The 20,530-nt window shown below is 69.1% G+C and carries 14 protein-coding genes; 10 read left to right on the top strand and 4 right to left on the bottom strand.

Translation table 11 applies throughout. From position 1 onward, the window contains the following. Positions 1-9 precede the first annotated feature (9 nt). The 5 genes from QHF83_RS10960 to QHF83_RS10940 are packed head-to-tail and all read left to right on the top strand — an operon-like array spanning position 10 to position 10,198. Positions 10-2,418 (top strand): hypothetical protein, encoded by a 2,409-nt coding sequence (locus QHF83_RS10960; RefSeq protein WP_282417729.1) that lies wholly within the window; start codon positions 10-12, stop codon positions 2,416-2,418. Next, positions 2,415-5,864 (top strand): Zn-binding domain-containing protein, encoded by a 3,450-nt coding sequence (locus QHF83_RS10955; protein ID WP_282417728.1) that lies wholly within the window; start codon positions 2,415-2,417, stop codon positions 5,862-5,864. Before QHF83_RS10960 ends, QHF83_RS10955 begins: the two co-directional genes overlap by 4 nt. Before the next feature lie 44 nt (positions 5,865-5,908). Next, entirely contained in the window at positions 5,909-7,021 is a 1,113-nt protein-coding gene (locus QHF83_RS10950) for an ATP-binding protein (RefSeq protein WP_282417727.1), read from the top strand. Next, the gene (locus QHF83_RS10945) at positions 7,018-7,665 is read left to right on the top strand and encodes a hypothetical protein (RefSeq protein WP_282417726.1); all 648 of its coding nucleotides are present in this window, start codon (positions 7,018-7,020) and stop codon (positions 7,663-7,665) included. The genes QHF83_RS10950 and QHF83_RS10945 overlap by 4 nt, the downstream gene beginning before the upstream one ends. Positions 7,666-7,717: 52 nt before the next feature. After that, positions 7,718-10,198 carry a CehA/McbA family metallohydrolase gene (locus QHF83_RS10940; RefSeq protein ID WP_282417725.1) on the top strand — a complete coding sequence of 827 codons (2,481 nt, stop codon included), beginning with the start codon at positions 7,718-7,720 and terminating at the stop codon, positions 10,196-10,198. Between the two features lie 6 nt (positions 10,199-10,204). Here QHF83_RS10940 and QHF83_RS10935 read toward each other — a convergent pair whose 3' ends face one another. Together QHF83_RS10935 and QHF83_RS10930 are read right to left on the bottom strand one after the other, a co-directional pair. Continuing rightward, the gene (locus QHF83_RS10935; RefSeq protein ID WP_282417724.1) at positions 10,205-11,491 is read right to left on the bottom strand and encodes a hypothetical protein; all 1,287 of its coding nucleotides are present in this window, start codon (positions 11,489-11,491) and stop codon (positions 10,205-10,207) included. 44 nt (positions 11,492-11,535) lie between these two features. Then, on the bottom strand, positions 11,536-11,973 hold the full coding sequence (locus QHF83_RS10930; protein WP_282417723.1) for a hypothetical protein: 438 nt from the start codon (positions 11,971-11,973) through the stop codon (positions 11,536-11,538). Positions 11,974-12,131: 158 nt separating this feature from the next. On the opposite strand from QHF83_RS10930, the gene QHF83_RS10925 reads away from it, so the two are divergent. The 3 genes from QHF83_RS10925 to QHF83_RS10915 all read left to right on the top strand — a co-directional run bounded on the left by QHF83_RS10925 (position 12,132) and on the right by QHF83_RS10915 (position 13,296). Beyond that, positions 12,132-12,272 carry a hypothetical protein gene (locus QHF83_RS10925; protein ID WP_282417722.1) on the top strand — a complete coding sequence of 47 codons (141 nt, stop codon included), beginning with the start codon at positions 12,132-12,134 and terminating at the stop codon, positions 12,270-12,272. 9 nt (positions 12,273-12,281) lie between these two features. Beyond that, positions 12,282-12,815 carry a hypothetical protein gene (locus QHF83_RS10920; protein WP_282417721.1) on the top strand — a complete coding sequence of 178 codons (534 nt, stop codon included), beginning with the start codon at positions 12,282-12,284 and terminating at the stop codon, positions 12,813-12,815. A gap of 70 nt (positions 12,816-12,885) precedes the next feature. Further along, on the top strand, positions 12,886-13,296 hold the full coding sequence (locus QHF83_RS10915) for a CBS domain-containing protein (RefSeq protein ID WP_272459380.1): 411 nt from the start codon (positions 12,886-12,888) through the stop codon (positions 13,294-13,296). A 7-nt stretch (positions 13,297-13,303) separates the two neighbouring features. Here QHF83_RS10915 and QHF83_RS10910 read toward each other — a convergent pair whose 3' ends face one another. Beyond that, a complete protein-coding gene (locus QHF83_RS10910) occupies positions 13,304-14,458 on the bottom strand; it encodes a hypothetical protein (protein WP_282417720.1) in 1,155 nt (384 codons plus the stop codon). A 66-nt stretch (positions 14,459-14,524) separates the two neighbouring features. Further along, a complete protein-coding gene (locus tag QHF83_RS10905; RefSeq protein ID WP_282417719.1) occupies positions 14,525-15,382 on the bottom strand; it encodes a hypothetical protein in 858 nt (285 codons plus the stop codon). Positions 15,383-15,492: 110 nt separating this feature from the next. Between QHF83_RS10905 and QHF83_RS10900 the strand changes: the two genes are divergently transcribed. Both QHF83_RS10900 and QHF83_RS10895 read left to right on the top strand, forming a co-directional pair. Next, positions 15,493-17,097, top strand: a complete 1,605-nt coding sequence (locus QHF83_RS10900) for a L,D-transpeptidase (protein ID WP_282417718.1) — start codon at positions 15,493-15,495, stop codon at positions 17,095-17,097. A 122-nt stretch (positions 17,098-17,219) separates the two neighbouring features. Then, positions 17,220-20,462 (top strand): beta-propeller domain-containing protein, encoded by a 3,243-nt coding sequence (locus QHF83_RS10895; protein WP_282417717.1) that lies wholly within the window; start codon positions 17,220-17,222, stop codon positions 20,460-20,462. Positions 20,463-20,530: the final 68 nt, after the last annotated feature.

Genomic DNA, 20,530 nt, shown 5'->3' with positions numbered 1-20,530 from the left:
CGCGTGCGCGTGATCGACGATCGAACGAGGCGTCCCACGCTGCTCGTCGGCGTGGGCGCCTTCGGCCGTGACGTCGCGCGCGCGGCTCGCGGCGCCTCGCTCGTCGCGCTCGAAATCGCCGTGGGCGAGGAGGGCAAACCCGACGGCGCGGCCCTCGATCCGAATGCAAAGGACCCGTACTCCCCGGTCGTGAAGCGCGCCGAGGACGCCCTCGCCGCGCTCCTCGACGTCGGCCATTACCTCGGCTCCTCGTCCCCGACCGACCCACGCGGCCCGCTTTGCGACATCCTCGTCGTCGCCGACCTCGGCGAGCCCTCTGTCGCGCCCCTCGTCGCGCCCCTCGCCGCCGCGCTCGCTTCGGGCCTGCGCCGCGCCTTCTCGGCCATCCTGCGCTCGGGTGACGGCGCGCTCGTCGTTTGCCCCTTGCTCTTTTGCCCCCGCACCGGCGACCGGGCCGCCATGGCGCGCGCGGCCTCCTCCCTCGCCGACCTGTCCCGACAAACCGCGTCCTCGGCCCGCGCGCGCCTCGGCGGCCGCGTCTATCTCGTCGAGGACCAGAGCGGCAAATACCTCCTCTCCCGCGCCGAGATGGTCCGCTCCTTCGCGGCATTCCTCTCGACGCTCTGCTTGTCGCAGGTACGCGACGACGATCGCGGCGTGCGCCGCCTCGTCGAGGACGACGGCCCGCCCGGCACCTTCGCCACCTTCGCCTGCGCGAGCCTCGCCTTCGATCACGCGGCGCTCTCCCGTATCGCTGCCGCGCGCCTCGGCCGCGAGATCCTCGCGCTCCTCCGCGCCCCCGTCGATCCGGCCGCGCTCGACATCGCCTCCCTCGCCCCGCCGCTCGTCCCCACGCAGAGCCGCCTCGACACCGAGCTCGCCGAGGCCGAGCCGCTCGCCGATTTGCTCGGGCCGCCCACGATCGACGTCCCTCCGATCGAATGGGACGACGACCCCGAGACGCTCCTCGAACGCAAGTTCGGCTCGCTCTTCCGGGCGCGCGCCGAGGCCACGATCGGCGCGTTTCGGGACGAGGTCGAGCGGTTCCGCATGGACAAACTCGCGGCCGCCCTCGAACAGCGCGGCAAGGTCCGCCTCGAAGGCGGCGAGCGCGCCATCGAGACGAGTGTCGCCGAGCTCGTCGCCGAGCGCCCCACGGGCCACGCGCGGGCCCTCCTGGTTTTACGGGACGCACGCACCCGCGCGAAGGGCTATCTCGACGAGGTCGTCCGCGCGATCGAAGCTCCCGAGCTCTCGCCACTCCCGCCCTCGCCGCTCGCGGAAAAACTCGCCGCGCTGGAGGAGGCCATCTCTCATCGCCCGCGCCCGCGCCGCATGGTCGTCCTCGGCGCCGCGCTCGGCCTCGTCTCCGCGCTCCTCCTTTCGGGCGTGCTCGTCTCCTCCTATCGCGCCCTGCTCGCCCCATTTCCACCCTTCTTCGACGCCGTCTCGGCTTTGCCCAGCGGCCGCCTCCGCCCCTTCTTCACTGCGCCGGTTCCGCTCCTCGCCGGCGCCGCGGTCTCGGCGTATTCGACGGGTTATCGACTCTGGAAGCACCGCAAACGCCATCACAACTGGGCCTGCGAGGCCCGGGACGACCTCGCGCAGTCGATCGCGCGCCACATCCGCGAGGACCTCGTCGGCCATTACGAGCGCCGCTTGCATTACGCGCGCCTCCTCTGGGTACAGCGCGTCCTCGCGCACCTGCTCGGCCGCATCGAGCAAACCATCGCCGCCCTCGAAGCCACACGCGCGGCCCTCGCCGCCGCCGATCGCGCGCTGCACCGCGAAGAACACGAGGGCGAACGAAATCTCTTTTCCGGCGGCCTTCTTTCCTCCTCGGTCCTCCACGCGACCATCGTCGGCCCCGACGACGTCGACGCCATTTACGCCGAAATCCGCCCGCCCGAGCCGAGCGCTGCGGCCGAGCGCTGGCTCCGCGAGAGCCTCGCCGAGCGCCCCTGGACCGAGGCGCCGTTCGCCGCGCACGACGACCTCGTCGCCTTTTGCCACGCCGAGCTCGAATCCTTCGAGAAAACCTCGCCCTTCGAGGAAGGCAAATCCGCGCTGCACAAGGCCGCCGAATCTTCCGCGAAGAGCTTCCTCCGCCGCCTCTTCCTCAAGCTCTCGCCCGGCCTCGAGCTCGCCCCGAAATACGCGGCCGAGGCCCCCGCGCCGCTCCGCCTCCTCTTCGCGCCGCCCGAGGCGCGCAAGCTCGTCGACGCCGCGCTCGCCGAGGGCGGCTTCGAGGGCGCCTGGGATGTGCGGGCCCTCTCGCCGGATCCCGATTCGATCCTGCTCGTCGTCGCGCGCACCGGCTTACCGCTCGAATCGCTCGCCCTCGCGCGCGCATCGGACGATGGGGACTCCGCTTGGACAAGCCAAGCTGCGCCCCCAAACCCCCCGGGGGAATCGTGATCGACGCGATCCTCGCGCTCCTCGGCGAATGGTCCCGCCTCGCCCAGGCCAAACCCATTCGCACGAGCCTCGGCGGCATGGCCATCGCCATCGCCATTCTCCTTTATCTCGGCGCCCTCGCGAAAGCTCGTTTCGAACTCCGCGCCATCCGCGTCTCCACCGGCCCTCTTTTTGCGCTCGCCGGCCTCGTCATCTTCGCGCTCTCGCTCGTCGTGGCGATCGTCGACGCCTTGCTCGCCCATTACGACATGCTGCTGATCGAGGAGCGCGTCCTTTTGCTCCTCGCGCCGGGGGAGGGGCGGGAAGCATACGAGGCCTTGCGGAAGATCCTCGCCCTCGCCGCGGGGGGTCGATTCGTTCTCCCCGGCCCCGTGCATTTGCCGCTCGCCTTGCTCCTCGGCGTCGTCGTCTACCTCGGCCTCGTCTTCTGGGCTGCGCGGACGATCGAAGAGCTCGGCTCGCTCGAGCAGAAGCCGGACGACGTCCTCGCGCGCGAGCGCCTCGAACAGCAAAAAGCCATCGCCAAGGCCCTCGCCGAGGGCCGCCCGCTCCCGGTCAAACCCGTCGAGAGCGCGCCCCTCGCCGACGACCGATTCGGCCGCGTCTTCAAGCTCCTCGGCCACTGGACCAGCGTCGAATACGTCGAGTCCCGCTTCGTGCGCTGGCAAGGCCCGCTCGTGTTTGCCCTCGGCGGCCTCGCCGCGCTCGCCCTCCCGGCCGCGCTCGCCGGGCATTTTTCGGCGCCGCTCTGGGTCGGCTCCGCGATCGCGCTCGACGGCCTGCGCCGGAACCTCGCGACCCGCACGAAGAGCCCTGACAAACCCGAGCCCGAGAAAAAGGAAGAACCCCCCGCGCCGAGGCCCGAGCTCCGCCCGCTCGTCGAGGCCATTCACGCGGCGCAGGGCCCCTTGCTCCTGCCCCCGGAGACGCCCGGCGTCGAGCCCGCCCGCATCTCGCCCGGCACCGATTTACGCGCCAAACGTTTGCTCGACGATCTCTCGCGCGAGCTCGGCGCCGGAAAAGGGCTCTACGTCCATCAGGGCCTCGCCTGCGACGCCTTCGAGGAGCGGAAGAACATCCTCCTCTGCACGCCGCCGCTCTCGGGAAAAACCACGACGCTCGACCTGCTCCTTTTTTACGCGCTCCTCGTCGAGGCCGAGAACGTCCTTTGGCTCGCGCCCTCCGCCGCGGCCGCGCGCGCGGCCGAGCGGCGCGTCTTCGCGCGCGCGGAGGCCCTGCGCTGGAAATGGAACGTCCACGCGGCGAACATCGCGTCCGGCGCGGGCGCGGCCGATCCGACGCACGCGTCGCCCTCGCTCGTCTTCGCCGACCCCGAAGGCGTGCACCGCGAGCTTTGCGGCCGGCAAAAAGAATGGTCCGCATTCCTCGGCGGCATGGGGCTCGTCGTCCTCCCGGACCTCGAAGAATGGCACGGCGCCCCCGGCGCGCACCTCGCCTTGCTCCTCCGCCGCCTCCGCCGCGCCGCCGGCCGCGTCTCCGCGCGCTCCTTCGAACGCGGAGAGCGCATTCGTTTCCTCTGCACGGCCGATCCTTCCTTCCGCGACCTCGGCCAGCTCGGCGAGCGCCTCGTCGGCCGCCCCATGCTCGTGCTCGGCCCCGAGGTCGACGGCGCCCCGCGCCCCCCGATCGTCTCGTATTTCCTCCCCCCGCGCCCGCGCGCCCAGGCCGACGTGCACCCTGCCGTGCGCGCGCTCGGCGAATCCCTCGCGCAGGGTTTTTCCGCGGAGCTCTTCGGGTACGACGACGTCCTCTCGCGGGCCGACGTCGCGCGGGCCAACGAATGGACCCTCGGCCGCGACGTCGCCACGCGCGGCCGCGCCTTCGCCGAGGAGCGCCACGAGCTCTCGCGCGCCCTCTCCGAGGCCGAGGTCGTCATTGCCCGCGTCCGCGCCGCGACGTATGGAAAGAGCCCGATCCTCGCCGCCCACGTCGGCTTCCGCGCCGCCACCGTCCCGGAAGCGCGCGTCGCCGCCCTCGGCGCCGGCGAGCGCGTCGGCAAGGCCATCGCGCCCCCGAAGCCCGAGCCCAAAGAGGTTTCACCGGACCAACCTGAAACCCCGCAATCGCCCGGCGAGCTGCAAGCCGAGGCCATCGCGCAGACGGATCTCGAACGGAAAGTCCTCGTCCTCTGGCAGCCCGATCCCGACCCGTTCTCCTCGCTCCTCGCGGCCGAGCGCCCGCATTTCCGTCACCCCGACCTCGACCTCGGCTGCGCGCTCATCGTCGATCCGCTCGCCGAGGTCATTCAGCGAGCGCACCTCCGGGCGGCGCTCGTCGAGGCCTCGTGGAGCGAGGACGAGCTCGCCGCGGACTTCTCGCGCCCCCTCGTGCAAAGCGAGCTTTCCCCTGCGGAAAACGCCTCCATCGAGGCCCCGCGCCTCGCGCGGACCGTGCACACCGTCCTAGATCCCGAGACCGGCGAGCGCCGCGAGGTCTCGCGGGTCTCCGCGGCCGGCGAGGCGCACCCGACGCTTTGCTTCGACGTCGCGGCCGAGCCTGCGCGGCTCGTCGATCGCCACACGGGCGAGGTCCTCTACGGCGTCGAGCGCGCGCGAATGCTCTCGGCCGCGTATCCCGGCCGCATCTTCGTCTTCCGCGGCGGCCGGTACGTGGTCAAACCGGCCTCCGAGCAGGACGGCCTCGCCGCCGGCCGCGTCGCGTGCGAGCGCGAGGAGCGCTTGCTCGTCACGAGCCCCATTCGCGAGGTCACGGTCACCCCGATCGAGCGCCGCAAAGAAGCTCTCTCCAAGCAGGGCGGGGAAGGGGAGCGGGCCGAGCGCCGCGCCGAGCCCCTCCGATCGCTCGGCGGCGCGCAGTTCGTCTTCGAGCGCAGGCTCGTCGAGGTCGAGGAACGTAGCCTCGGCCTGCGCCGCCACGGCCCCGACGGAAAGCCGCGCGACGTGACCCTCTACGCCGATCCGCTCCTTCACCGTTATTCGACGAAGGCCGCGGTCCTCGCGCTGCCCGAGGCCTCGTTCGGTACGATCGCCGAGGGCACGCTCCACGCGCTCGTGCACCTCTTCCGCGTCACTTTGCCGGCGTTCGTGTGGTGCCGCGAAGAGGACCTGCTCATCGTGCGCGCCGCGCGCTTCGGCGCCGCCGAGACGCCCGCGATCGCGTTCGTCGACGCGCATCCGGGCGGCGTGGGTTTCTCCGAGGCGGTGACGCTCGACGTCCTGCGCGTGGCCTGTGGGTTTTCCCTGGCGATCGTCGAGCGTTGCCCGGCGCGGTGCGCCGCGGCCGAGGGGTGCCCGTCGTGCTTGCAAATTCCGCAATGCCACGCGGCGCCCGGGGAAGAGACGAAGCTCGACAAGCGCGGGGTGAGGGAGCTTCTCGGAAAGATGCTGGGGCAGCCCGAGCGATCGAAAGGTGGACGTGCGGAAAAAGTTGGAAGCGGCGCGAGTGGAGGACATGAGGTAAGGTAAGAGCCTGCCAGGGTGTGACCCGATCTCCGGCCTAGGGTTGAGCGATGATCAAGACGTTTCACGCCAAGAACTACGGATGCCTCAAGGATGTGACCGTCGGGCTCACACCTCTTCACGCATTTATCGGGCCGAATGACAGCGGGAAGAGCACCATTTTGAGAGGAATCCGGACGGTCGTGCAGTTTGCGGGTGGGAAGTTCGAGCGACGAGAAGACAAGTGGTTGCCATTCGACCCGATGTTGCCATCCGAATTCGTGAAGGCCGAGGCGATGGGTAAAGCGGCGCGGGCGACCCTCGCGTGCGACGTAGAGGGTGGACACTATAGAGTCAGATCTATGGATCCAGAGTCTGGCACACCTCATGTGAACGAGCGGGGTAGTCAGTTGTTTTTTGAGCTGGATCGTGGACTCGGTCAGGAGCGATCGTGGGATGCCTCCAGCGTTTATTGGGATAACGTTTTCGAAGACCAACGCAAGATTCTCGACCAACTGAGGACCGCGCGGCTGATTCACTTTGGGGCGAGCGCACTCCGCGAGCCGAGCGGATTGATACCGTTTGGCACGAGTGCCGGTTTTCTCGACGAGAGAGGGTACGGTTTGCCTGGTGTCTACCAGGCGATCATTGGGCGGGGCGACGACGCATGGGCAAACATTCGTGCGTCGGTTGAGAAGCTTTTTCCTACGATCAAGCGCATTGGCGTGCTGCCCATATCACCGACGAGGCTGGAGCTTGAGGTCGAGCTGAAATCCGGAATGAAGCTGCGAGCCAACCAGATCAGCGAAGGTCTCCTCTACTACCTTGCGTTCGCGGCCATTCCCTACCTTGAGCCCGTTTCCGTAATTCTCGTCGAGGAGCCCGAGAACGGCCTCCATCCCGCACGCATCGCGGAGATCGTCCGCATCCTTAGGGCGATCGTCGATGAATCCGGCGTTCAGGTCCTCATGGCGACGCACAGCCCCCTCGTGATTAATGAGCTGAACCCCGACGAGGTCTCCGTCGTCACGCGCCCATCGCTAGAAGAAGGCACCAAGGTCACCCCGATCAAAGACACGCCCAACTTCGAGAAGCGTTCGAGCGTCTACGCGCTCGGCGAACTCTGGCTCGCGTACGCTGATGGGAACGTGGAGGCCCCGCTCTTCGAGGCAGCCGCTCGATGAAGCTGCTCATCGCCGGCGAGGGCAAGGACGAACTCGGCCGATGGGCCATCGAAGAGCCCCATCGGTCTCGCCAAAACGACATAGGAGACGGCTTGATCGAAGCCTTTCTCCGTCGTATTCGACCGGATGGATGGTCGGTTGTGGACGCGAGGTTCTGGAAGAGAATCCCCAAGTACGTCGCCAGGCGGGGAAGTCAGGACAATCGTCCAACGCTCAGCGACACGCGGGGCAAGCACCTCGGCGCCGAGGGCCACACCGTCCTCGGTCTCGCGCTCCTCGCCGAGGAAAAAGGGTATGACGCGCTCGTGTTCGTCCGGGATCGTGATCGAGATGAAGGGCGAGCCGACGACATCGAGACAGCGCTGACGCTGGCTCGTGAGCGTTTCGCCCCAAGGATCGCCGGCGGTGTCGCGATCGAGGAGGTCGAATCTTGGGTGCTCTCTCTCCTGAATCACAAGGACGCGGAGAGGCACGGGAGCGCCAAGGAGGTCCTCGAGGAAAGGCACCATATCACCACGCTGGATGGGAAGCGCGCCGTCGTCGCTTCCTCCGATCTCGCCCGGGTACGCGAGGACGCCCGATCGTTGCGGCTCTGGCTCGACCGAGTTCGCGAGGCGCTCGACGTGCGCGACGAGCCAGGATGATCGGCTGGGGGCTCGCACGGTAGAGCCCCGTCGGTTATCCTCGCGCCCCTCGATGCGCCTCTCCTCCCCGTTCGTCCTCGCGCTCGCCGCCGTCGCCGTCTCCTGCGCCGCCTCACCCAGCCCCACGGGCGCGCCTGCCTCCGATCCCCCCGAGGAACCGCCTGCGCCTGTCGTCCCGCGCGAGGTCCCGGTCGATCCTCCGAGCGGCGCCCTCGGCACCGCCGCGCCCGTCGAGTCGCGCGAAAAAGTCCCGCTCACAGGCTTGCGCGTCGATGCTCGCCCGGGGGATTTCGTCCTCTCGCACGCGGGCCGCGTCGCCGTCGTCTCCGCGCGTGGCCACCTCGTCGATTATGGCTCCGAGGGCGGCGCGGATGGAATGGTCTCCCTGCAATCCGTCGTCCAGATGGGCCTCGGCGTCGCGGCCACCGACGTCGTCCGGGTGGAGCTCGTCGGCGAAAAGAAAAACATCATCCGCGTCGATCGCGCCGTGCGTGGCCAGCCCCTCACGCACGTGAGCTTTTATTTCTTCGGCCCCGGCGATGCGCTCTGGATCGAGAGCCTCGCCGTCACCTCGCCCGAGATCGAGCCCGTCGATCCCGGCCCCCTCGGCGCGGCCAAGCGCCTCCCCGCGCTCGCCGTCACCCTCGGCGAGAACATCCACTGGGGCAACGTGCCCACGTGGATCGAGGGCGCGGGGCCCATCACCCGGGCTTTTCAGCTCCGGACCGAATTCGTCGCCCGCCAGAGCCTCGGCACCTCATACGCGCTCTGCTCCGAGGAAGGCCCGCTCTTCGCCCGCTTCGGCTCGCCCGAATATGGGTTTTTCGAGGCCGCCCTCACCGGCGAGCGCGTCGTCCCCGTCGTCCACGCCGGCGCCTCCGAGCGACGCCGCGTCGCCGTCACCCTGAGCGACCGCTCCTCCGGCGACGCCGCGCTCGCCTTGCCCTGCCGCGCCCCCGCCAATCGCCGCCGCGTCACTCTCCCCACGCTCCCCGTCCGCGGCGCCCGCGTCGAGCTCGCCCGCTGCGACGGCGCCGGCCGTCGCCGCATCTACGTCGAGCTCGCCGCCGACGAGCGCATGTTTGGCAAGACAGACCGCACGATCGACTTGCCCGAGGGCTGCTTCGACGCCCGCCTCGTCGCGCCGGGCCACGCCCCGGGCCCCTGGATCCGCGTCGAATCTCTCGCCGCCGAGATCGCCCGTGCCAAACCCTCCGCCGGGCGCCTGCGTGTCGCCGTCACCGACGGCGGAAAACCCCTTCCCGCGCGGCTCCTCGTGCGTGGCAAGGACGGCACGTCCGATCCCGACTGGGGTGACGAACCCCTCCTCGGCGCGGCCCTCAACGTCGTTTACCTCGACCGCGGCGAGCGCGAGCTCTTCCTCCCGCCCGGCAAATACCACGTCGCCCTCACGCGCGGCTTTTCGTACACGGCCCACGAGGAGGACATCGAGGTGGCCGCGGGCCGCGAGGTCACCGTCCGCGCGAAGCTCGAACGTGTCGTCGACACGAAAGGGTTCGTCTCGGCCGACCTGCACCTCCACGCCGAACCTTCCCCCGACGCCCCCGCGCCGCTCGCCGAGCGCGTGCGTAGCCTCGTCTCCGTGGGCGTCGACGTCGCGGTCGCCACCGACCACAACGCCGTCACCGATTACGGCCCCACGATCCGCGAAATGGGCCTCGCCTCCGATCTCGTGAGCATCGTCGGCGACGAGGTCACCTCGCCTGCCTGGGGCCATTTCAACGTCTTCCCGCTCCTCCCCGCGTCCGCGGCGCTCCCCTGGATCGGGGTCCTGCCGGCCGAGATCTTCGCCGCCGCGCGCGCGCAGAAGCCTTACGGCACGAGCACGATCCTCCAGGTGAACCACCCGCGCTGGGGCGGCATCGGTTATTTCGAGCTCCTCCGCCTCGACACGGACGACCTCAAAGGTTGGCTCGACCGCTCCCCGATCGCCGACATGGGCTTCGATCTGCTCGAGGTCTACAACGGCGACCATTCCCGTTACATCGCCGGGGTCGAGCCGGTCATGCGCGACTGGTATGCGCTGCTCGACGCCGGCTTCCGCGTCGTCGGCACGGGCAACTCCGACTCGCACAAGCTCGTCTACCACGAGGCGGGTTTGCCCCGGAACATGGTGTTCGTCGGGAGCGACGTGAAGGGCGTGGTCTCCGAGGCGGCCTTCGTGGACGCGCTGCGCAAGGGAAATGTGAGCGTCTCGGGAGGGCCGTTCGTCCGGATCGAGGTCGCCGGCAAAACCATGGGCGAGACGATCCCGCCGGGCGAGGCCGAGGTCGTCGTCCGCGTCGACGCGCCGCCCTGGATCGACGTCGATCGCATCGAGCTCGTCAAGCGCGGAAAAACCCTGCGGACCTTCCCGGTCACCGGCCGCAAGGGCCCCGTCGAGCAGCGCAGCCGCGAGACGTTCGAGAAGGGCGACTGGATCCTCGCGATCGCCCGCGGCACGAAGACGATGGACGCCTACGTGCCCGGCGTCCCGCCGCTCTCCTTCACGAACCCGGTGTTCGTGCGCTGAGAAGCGTCACGGACCGAGCATGAGGTAGCGGACGGGGTTATCGAAAGACGCGTTGTACTCGTAAAGCGCGGCGTGGATGCGCCCGGACCCGTCGCGGGCGAACGTGGCGCCGAACGGGGAGAACCCCGACGCCACGACGGCGCTCGAGACCCCGCCTTCCGCGTTCGGCCAGGCGACGACGAACTCGCCGAGGGACGGCATGGCGCCGCTCGATCGAGCATAAAAGAGCCGCACGGAGCCCGCCTCGTCGGTCACGATCCCGAGCGGGTAGAGCTGCCTCTCCGAGGGCGTCGGCTCGATGGGCGTGACGGACCATGCATTCTTGCCTTCGCGGGTCACGTACACGAGCTCGTGCCCTCCGGCCTGGTGCAGGCGCAACGCGAGGATGTGGGGTTTGCCCTGGGGGTTTGGCCCGTCTTGCGCCGTCACCGCGAGCGCGGCGAGCCTCGCGTCCACGTCGATGCCCGTCGAGCCATACAGCAAGGCGACCTCGGGCGCGCTTGGCGGTGCATGCCAGGTGAGCTCCCATGGTCCGTTCACGTTGGTCCACGCTGCGATGTGGGGCGCGCCCTCTGGCGAGGCGGCGACAGGGCCGGCGGTCGAGGTCGACCCGAGCGTCTCGATGGACCAGGCCGAGTCGTACCGCGCAAAGAGGAGCGTGTTCCCGTCGCGAAGCGCGGCGAAAAGCTCGCCGGTTTTGCTGATCGTGAAGCCCCGCGCCGACATGTTCGTTTCCCCGGGGATGCTGGCGATGTGTTCCCACCCCCCGGCGGTGAACGACCACAACGAGGACGTCGACGTCTTGATCGGCCCGTCGTTCACGAGCGCGAGCGGCACCCCCGCGCTCGTCGACACCAGCCCGACGAAATGCGCGTCGAACGGCGCGAGGTTGACCGTCCAATTGCCCTGCGCATTGCGCACGGCGAGATAACCATCTCTGAAGTTCGCATTCGCAAAGAGGATTTGGGGCTGGCAGAGGGGATCGAGCGCGAGGCCGGGAGCGTCGATCCGGAAGGCGGCTGGGGTGGGGACAAACTCCTTCGCGAGGATCTTGCAAGGCGCGTTCGCGGGGCCGCAGAGCGGCACGGGAGGCACATCGGGCGGGCATGACACGGGCGCTCCACCGCCGGAGCCGCCGCTGCCGCCGGAGCCGCCAGCGGCCCCCGCGCCGCCGGAGCCCCCGGAGCCGCCGCTGCCTCCCGTGCCCGTCCCGGCGGTCGTGTTCGTCTCGACGGAGGTGTCGCACCCCGCGAGCCATGATGCGAGAACCAAGAAGGAAAGAACGTACCTCATGGGCGCATCCTACCAACGCCCAGCAATGTCGCGCGCGGGCGACTTCAGCGCGGCGCGGAGCTCGTGCACGCGAGCGCGGCCTTGGCTTGCCGCGCGTAACGCTCTTCCACGGCGCGCTTCAGGATGGGTTCGTCGACGAACGGCAGCTCGCCGTCCTTGCGCCACCCTTCGAGCGCGCGCGTCGTCGCCGCCTGGCAGGGCGTCTCCTGCCGGATCGCCCGGCAGATCAGCGCCTCCAGGCTCCGCGCGTCGCGCACCGTGCAGGTCTTCGCGTCCTCGCAGTCCTTCGCCGCCTCCTCACCGCAGGGCCGGCAGTTGAAGGCGTCGAGGTGTTCCTTGGAGGTCAAAGGACACGCCGAGAGGTCCTCGCAAGCCTCCGTGGTGCACGCGGGCAGCTCGGCCACGGCGGGCGTCTTCGGTGCCTCGCTCGTGGTGCTCGCTCCGCCGCCCCCGCACGAGGCCGCGAGCCCCGCGAGAGCCAAAAAAATGACACCCCACGCACCCCTTTGCCCGAACGCTCGTTTGCCGCCGCGCCGCATCGCCGCGAGGCTATCGCAGGGCCGGGCTCGAAGGGAAGGGGAAGGCTCGGCTCGTGCTTGTCGTCTTGTCGTCCGGCCGCGATCGTTTTATGCGGAGTCGCGTGGACCTGGAACGACAGGGCTCGACCTCGACGGACGTGGCGCGAGCAGTTTTGTCTGTGGCTTCTCCGGCGATGTCGGGGCACCTCGCGGGCGAGGTGCGCCTCGTCGCGGGCGAAATGGAGGGGCGCGTGCTCTGGTGAGCCCGGCGCGTGCCGATGCACCACCTCGTCCAGACCTTCCACGACCGGTTCGGCATCCTCCCGCCGGAGGGCATGCTCCCCACGGATCCGCTGCGACCTTTCGACGCGTCGGCCATGCTCGTCGGCTCCGAGGTCGCGCACGCGCACGGCGTCGCCCTCGCCCAGGCCGAGATCGGCCCGTTTCTCCGGACCGCCCCCGAGGGATACCTGCTCGTTGGTTTCTGGGGCCACGGCGTGCAGAGCCACGCATTTTATTACGTCCGCGTCGACGCCCAGAGCCGCGTCTATTTCCGCCTCCCGCACGGCGGCGTGTACATGGACAACGAGCGCGCGGCGCAGCGCATTCGGCTCTTTTTGACCCGGTATTTCGCGATCGAGCCGGTCCTCCGCACCCGGACGACCTCGTTCGTCGCGGTCGACGCCATGGGCGAAGCGCGATATCGGCTCGTTGGCAAGGACGGAACGACCGTCGAGCTCGATCGCAGCTTGCTCGTGGACGCTTCGTTCGAGGAGCGATTCGCGCCCGTCCTGCCGACCCTCTGACGTCGAGACATCACGCGGCAGGTTGCTCGGCGCTTGCGGAGCGCGTCGCGTCGCGGTACCGCGTTACCGCATGGGAACGCGCCGCATCGTCCGCACGTACATGACCCGGAGCCCGCTCACCGTCCCGCGCACGACCACGATGGCGCGCGCGATGAAGCTGCTCGACGAGCACGGCTTCCGGCACCTGCCCATCGTCGACGAGGCTGGCAAGCTCATCGGCCTGCTCTCGGAGCGCGAGCTCAAGATCGTGGAGAACATGCGCGTCGTCGACGCGGGCATGGCCTGCGTCGAGGACTTCATCCTGGGCCCGCCCTACAGCGTCTCGCCCGAGTGTCCGCTCGCCGAGGTCACGCGCACCATGGCCGAGAAGAAATACGGCTCGGCCGTGGTCGTCGAGGGCGACACCGTCGTCGGTCTCTTCACGACCGTGGACGCGCTCCGGGCCCTGACCACGATGCTCGACGAGGTCGAGGGCGGCTGAATCCCGCTCATCGCACCACGCCGGGCAAGGTGCCCGGGCCATACCGCGCGACGACTCCCTTGCGCCGCACCCCCGCGGCCTTCGGCGCATAAAAATCGCCCCCCACGGCCCAGAACGAGCCTTCGCCGTCCGACCATGCCGCGTGCAGATCGTCGTAGGGCTCGAGGACGAACTCGTCGATCCACGCCCCGTTCACGAGCCGCTGCTTTTGCCCGCCGTCGCCGACGAGCAGCGCGGAGCCCGAGGGGCCGCACGCGACGCCGTTGACGAGGTTCGTCAGGGAAACGTTCACTTCGGAAAAACCATCTCCGTCCGAGCGGAGCACCGCGGAGCCGCCGACGGCATATACTTCCTTCGCGCCGCAGCCGGACACGGTGAACAGCTTGGCCGACGTGGGGGCGGGCTCGACGAGGGACCACACCGCGCCTTTCTTGCGCCAGATCGTGCCTTTCTCGCCCACGGCATACAGGTCGTCGGGCGCGCTGCCCCAGATCTTGTAAAGCGTGCGGCCGAGGGGCGCGCCGGGCAGCGGCTCGGGCTTCCACGTCGCGCCGTCCCAGTGAAGGACGATGTCGTTTGGCGCGCCAATCCCCCCGCCGGGCGTGCCGCCCACGGCGAAGGCCTCGGTCTTCGAGAAGGCCATCACGCCCCAGAGCGTCGCCTCCACGCCGGACGCGTGCTCGGTGAACAACGCGCCGTCCCAGTGCGTGATGCGCCCTTTTTCCCCGACGAACCACACGTCGTCGGGGGCGGTGCCGTGCACCCACCAGTACGTCTCGGTGCCGCCCGGCGCGAGCCGCTTCCACGTGGCGCCGTCGAAGCGCACCACGAGCGTCTCGAATCCCTCGTTTCCGAGCGGCCCGCCGACGGCGAATACATGCGACGAGCTCGCGCCCCAGATCGAGAGCACCGCGCCGTCGAGGTCCTGCGCATCGAGCACGGTTTGCCAGGCCGAGGGCCCCGCCTCTCCGCCGCTGCCGCCCGCGCCGCCGCCCCCGGCGCTGCCGCCCGCGCCGCCGCTCCCCGCATCGCCGCCTGCGCCGCCGCTTTGCTGCGATCCGCTCGATGCCGCGCCGCCGCTGCCCGAGGATTCGGACGGGCCGCAGGCGGATAGGACGAACAGCGTCGCGAGGGTCAGGGGCAAGGCGAAGGCGCGAGGCATGGGGAGCCATCGTGCCTCATGGACGTCACGAGCGTAAAGAGCCGCGCCCGCCTGTGGAACACCCTCTCAGGGCTCTGCGAGGACCTCGTCGATCGTCTTCGCATCGAGCAAGCGCAGGATCCACGCGTCGAGCATGGTGCACGTGGCTCCGGCGATCCGGGCCTCGGCGTCCGCCGAGATCTCGCCGAAGCGCGCCCGGAGCAGGGGGCGGAGCGCCTCGCGGCGGCCTTCTTCACGGCCTTCGTCGCGTGCGCCATCCTTCAGCTTTTCGAGCTCCGCGTTCCCTTTTCGTTCGAGCGCGCGCACCACCTCGCGCTCCGCGTTCTGCACGTCGAGCAGCGCGCGCACCGCAATGGGACGCACGAAGCACGGATCCTCGAGCATGCCGTCCAGGAGGAGCGGCAAGAACGCGCGTTTCTCCGTCGACCACTCGCAGACCTCGCGGCGCTTGACGAAGATCGCGAACACCCGGCGAACGCCGCGCTCCGCGAGCTCCTCGGCCTTCTCGACCACGTCGCGCACGCTCTGCTCGTTCACGATCTCGAACGAGATCTCCTCCAGGAACCGACGCCCGGTGGCCGGGTCCTGTCCTTCTCGCCGGATCGACAGGTCGGTCGCGAAGTTCGACCCCTCGGAGACGCGGGTGAGCAGCTCCGTCGAGGGCCGGTAGCCCGGACGGACGTGCGGGAGGATCAAAAAATCCAGGCTCGTCTGCAGGTCCGCGTGGGGCTCGAGCGCCGGCTGCGCGACGACCTTGCGGCCGCGGATCATCTCGTCCCGCGTCGTCTCGGGCACGACGATGTGCTCGTCGACCGGCGGAAAACGTCCCGGGCGAGAGCCTGACGGCGGGAACGACAGCACCGCGCCGCCGCCGCCGCGAGGCGGGGCGAGGAGGACCATCGACCGATCAGGCTTGGGATCCATGTTCCACATCCTAGCAGACGGAAACCCCCTCCGGGAGCCCAAAAATGCCCTCTTCCCGCTCCGCGGGCAAACCTCACGCGTTCCGCGAGGATCGGCTATAGTCCCCCGCCGTGGACGCGCGCCGAACGCCCCCGAACGTGGTGCCGCGAGCGCGCTTGGCCGCGCTCGTGCTGGCGCTCGTCGTGTTCGTCGCGTGCGGCGCGCCCGACGAGCCGCCGGGCCGCACCGTCGAGGGGCCGGATCCGGCCGTGCCCGCGGCGCCTTTCGCCTCGGGCGGCGCGCTCCCGCTCCCACCCGAGCCCTCGGCCGTGAGCGAGCCCGAGCCCGAAGGCCCCGCGCCGGCGGACCTCGAGCCAGGCCAGGGCCACGAGCTCGCCAGCATCGCGATGCGCAACTTCGTGTACATCGCGCCCGATTATCAGTCCACGCGGCTCGGCTACCTGCGCGCCGGCGCCATCGTCCCGCGCGCCGCCGAGCCCGCGGGCTTCAAGCGGTGCAAGGGCGGTTTTTATCGGATCCACCCGCGCGGCTACGTTTGCGTGGGCACGGGCGCGACGCTCGACACGAAGCACCCCGTCGCCCTCGCGGCCGTCCGCGGCCCGCGCCGGGGCGAACCTTTTCCCTACCATTACGTCGTTTCGCGCAGCCCCCCGCCGCACCTCTACGTCCACCTCCCCACGCCCGAGGAGCAACGCACCGTCGAGGGCCGCCCCCTCGGCGCTCGCGGCATGAACGACTGGATCGTGCAGGAGATTGGCAGGACGATCGGCGACGCCGACCCGATCTCCCCCTTCCTCGAATCCGGCCGCGATTTGCCGAAGCCCGCGGGCGCCGAGGAGAAGGTCCGCTTCCACGCGCACCGCGGCCGTGCCAAGGCGCGCTCGGCGTTCGGGTTGATGGCCTCTTTCGACTGGACGGGCCGAAGATTCGGCCTCACGACCGAGCTCGATCTCGTGCCGATCGATCGCACGCGGCCCGCGCACCTTTCCGAGCTGCGCGGGGTCGTCTTCAAGGCGCCGGGCATGCCGGCGTTCGTCATGCACCAGGGCCTGCGCGCGCTGCGGCCCGACGAAGAGGGCAAGCTTCGGCCCGCGGAGTACGTCCCTTTCCGGAGCGGCTGGGTGCTCACGGGGCGCGCGTCGAGCGGCGGCACGCACCGCGTCGAGGGAAAACCGGGCGAGGCGCCGGCGGCCTACCTCGAGACCACCGAGGGTGTATGGCTCGCGGCGAGCAGCTTGCGGATCGGCCGGCTCGGGCAGGATCTCTGGGGGCACGCCAAGCGCGGCAAGCGCTGGATCGACATCTCGATCGAGCTCCAGATGCTCGTCGCCTACGAGGGCACGAACCCCGTGTTCGCCACGCTCGTCTCCACGGGCCGCGGCGGGCTCTCGGACCCGGAGACCACGGGCGCCACGGTCCAGGGGACGTTTTTCGTCCAATCGAAGCACGTCACGGCGACGATGGACGGCGATCCGGCGAGCGAGGCCGCGTTCGAGCTCCACGACGTGCCTTACGTCCAGTACTTCCACCAGAATTACGCCATTCACGGCGCGTACTGGCACGACGAATTCGGCAAGGCGCGCAGCAATGGCTGCGTGAACGTCTCGCCCGCGGACGCGGCCTGGCTCTTCGAATTCACCGATCCGCCCGTCCCGGCCGCGTGGCACGGCGCCATGACCCCCGCCGGCGGCACGCTCGTGTACGTCCACCCCTGAACGAGCTCTCTCCCAGAGAGCACGATTTGTACCAGAGCTTTCCTCTTGCTACCACTTCCGGGCTTGGGTTAGATCTACGAGATTTCGTGTCTCGTTCGATGCTCACGGAAAGGATGAAGGTCATGCGGGCTCTCCGGGCCGGATTCTCCATGTCGCGTGCCGGGCTTTGCGGTTCCCTCCTCGTGGTGCTCTTGGCCGGCTGCACGGCCACGCCGACCGGCGGACCGCTCGGGGGGGGCAGCGGGATCGACCTCGATCCGGTGCCCCCGGAGGTCGACGATCTGCCCAACGTCGGTCAGCTCCCGCCCCTGCCGACGGGCCCCGAGGCGCGCCCCACGCCGCCGCCGCTGCCCCAGCAGGGCGCTACCTCGTTCCTCTCCGCCGACGAACCCTGGCTCCAGTGGGGCTATGCAGGGGAAGAAGAGGAAGAGGAAGAAGAGGAGGAGGAAGAGGAAGAGCGCGAGCTCGAGGAGGGCGATATCTATCGTGTCCTCAGCGACGGCGTGCTCCTCAACCTGAACCTCTATCGCGGGCTCCAGGTCATCGACATCGGCGACCTCTCGAACACCGAGATCATCGGCCGTTTGCCCATTCAGGGCACGCCCGTCGAGATGTACGTCGACGGCGATCGCGCCGTCGTCCTGCTGAACGATTGGTCCGGCTACGAGGGGCACCCCGAGAAGTTCATCGTGAGAGACCGCACGGGCGGGACGATCCTGCTCGTCGATATCGCCGATCGGCAGCACCCGAAGCTCCTCTCGCAGCGGTACATCCCGGGCTACATCCAGACGAGCCGGTACGCGAACGGCCAGAACAAGGACTCGCTGTACGTCGCCGCCAGCGAATGGGAGTACAAGAAGGTCGGCGACAGCTGGGATTACGTGCTCACGAGCACCGTGAAGAGCTTCGACGTGGCGCCCACGAAGCTCATCTCGAAATCGGAGATCACGCTCGGCGGCGACGTGACGGACGTGCACGCCGAGGGCGACGTCCTGCTCGTGGCCCGCGGCAACTCCGCCTGGTCGAACGAGAGCAGCAACGTCGCGGTCGTGGACATCTCGAGCATCGACGGCGCGATGACCCTGCGCGACGAGGTCACCGTCCCGGGCTACGTGCGCTCGCAGTTCCACATGGATATGCGCGGCGACGTCCTGCGCGTCTTCTCCGGCCCGCGGTGGGGCGTCGGCAAGCAGAGCCACCTCACCACGTTCGACACGTCGAACCTCGACACGCTCGTCCCCATCGACCACGTCGCCTTCGGCACGGACCAGGCCATGTTCGGCGCGATCTTCCTCGATGATCGGGCGTTTGCCGTGACGTACCTGCAGACGGATCCGTTCCACGCCTTCTCGGTCGGCGCGGACGGGAGCGTCGAGGAGAAGAGCGAGTTCATCGTCTCCGGTTGGAACGATTTCTTCCGGCCCGCCTTCTCGGCGACGCGCCTCATCGGCATTGGCGTGAACGACGAGGGTGGCTCGCGCAGGCTCGCGGTGAGCCTCTACGACATCACGAACCTCGAAAACCCGAACCCGCTCGTGACGCGGGCGGAGGTCGACGGGCAGAATGGCGGATGGAACTGGTCCGAGGCGAACTGGGATCACCGCGCGTTCACCGTGTCGGACAATGCGGTGAACGTGCAGGCTCCGACCGGCGAGACGGAGACGGGCCTCGTGCTCCTGCCGTTCTACGGATATCAATACGGGGCCGACGGGTCGTGGACGGCGAAATCGGCGGTCCAGATCTTCACGTTCTCGGACCACACGGTGACGCGGCGCGGGGTCATGTTGCATTCGGATCCGGTGCGCCGCGCCTTCCGCCTGCCGAATCAGAACGGCGCGAACCTCTCGGAGCGGGAGCTGCGCGTCTACGACCAGACGAACCCGGACAACCCCGTCCTGCGCGACCAGATCGACCTCGCGCCGGAGTACAGCGGGGTGTATCCGATCGGCAATTCCCACCTCGCCCGGGTGAAGGAGCCGAACTGGTATTACTGGTGGACGGAGCCGAACAGCCCGAAGGTCGTGGAGATCGTCCCCAAGGTCCAGGGCCAGGACGTCGAGCTCACCGAGCCCGTCGCGAGCTTCGAGGTGCCCCAGCAGGCGTCGCTCTTCCAGGTCGGCGACAAATTCGTCTCGGTGACGTCCAATGCCGATAACTGGCCGACCTACACGACCACGGTGCAGGTCTTCGACGTCTCCGACCCCGCGAATCCCGCGGAGGTCGGCTCGCTCGTCACGAACGAGCTGCCCTGGTCGTCGGTCCGCGTGGTCGGTGATTCGCTCGTCTTCTCCCGCACGGAGAGCGTGTCGCAAGAGCAGATCTACGTGAACCAGTGCTGGGAGTACGTCTTCGCGAACGTCGATTGCTTCGGCCAGGAAGGCTGCAATTACGTCGCGGGCCAGCGTGATTGTTACGAGGTCGATGGCAAGCCCGGATATTGTGTCGGCGGGTTTGCCTCCTGCACGGACCACGAGGACGCCGAGCCGTCGTGCGTGCCGCTCTCGGAGGACGAGACGCCGGAGCAGCTCTCCGGCTACTGCTACGGCGGCGAGCGGTCCCTCGTGACCTCACGATATTGGTTCAGGGGGCTCGACCTCTCGGATCCCACGGCGCCGACGCTCGGCAGCGTCATCCAGACGCCCGTCGGGGAGGACGCGGTTCGCGTGCTCGAGGGCGGCGATGGGCTCTACGTCACCGTCAAGAAGCCCGTCGAGGTGCCGCTGGATCCGCGGCCGTATGCGCAATACTTCGTTCGCCGCGTCGATTTCGCGAACCCCGCGTCGCCCGTGGTCGGCCCGGCGATCAACGTTCCGGGTGAGCTCGTCGCCAAGAAGGGCTCGGTCCTCTTCACGCAGGACGAGGTGTGGGGCCAGCAGTTCGTGGATTCGGCGTTCGCGAAGCTCGATCTCTCGGGCAACCTCGCGTCCCTGCAGAACTACCAGCACCTGCCGTTCCGCCGGGTGCAGTCCTTCGGCGTGGACGAGGGGGGCCTGCCCGTCGCCGTGCACAATCTGCAATGGCAGACGTACGGGGGCTATTACGGGAGCGACCATCCCTCGTTCTCGGTCTTCGCGCCTCGCCCGGACGGTGAGGATTTCGTCGCGCTCTCGACCACGAGCGTCCCGGCCTATCTCTGGCTCCAGCATGTCGACCGCAAGCGCGCGTTCCTCTCGACGTACGGCGGCGTACTGATGGTAAACCTCGACGCGCCGGAGACGCCGCTCGTCCAGGCCTTCTTCAAGACCTGGTACTACTATGGCGCGAGCGGCCCGCGGATCATCGACGACGAGGTCTACCTCCCCGCGGGGCCGAGCGGCATTCAGCAGCTCGGGATCGACGAGTCGAACCTGCTGCAATCTCCCTGATTCAGGGCACCTCGAGGGCGCCGATGTCCACCGGCGCCCTCATGCACTTCCCCGCATCCTCACGCACG

Origin of the sequence: Polyangium sp. 15x6 (genome assembly GCF_029960785.1) — a bacterium.
In the GTDB taxonomy this organism is placed as follows: domain Bacteria; phylum Myxococcota_A; class Polyangia; order Polyangiales; family Polyangiaceae; genus Polyangium.
This window is presented reverse-complemented; position numbering and strand designations above follow the sequence as displayed.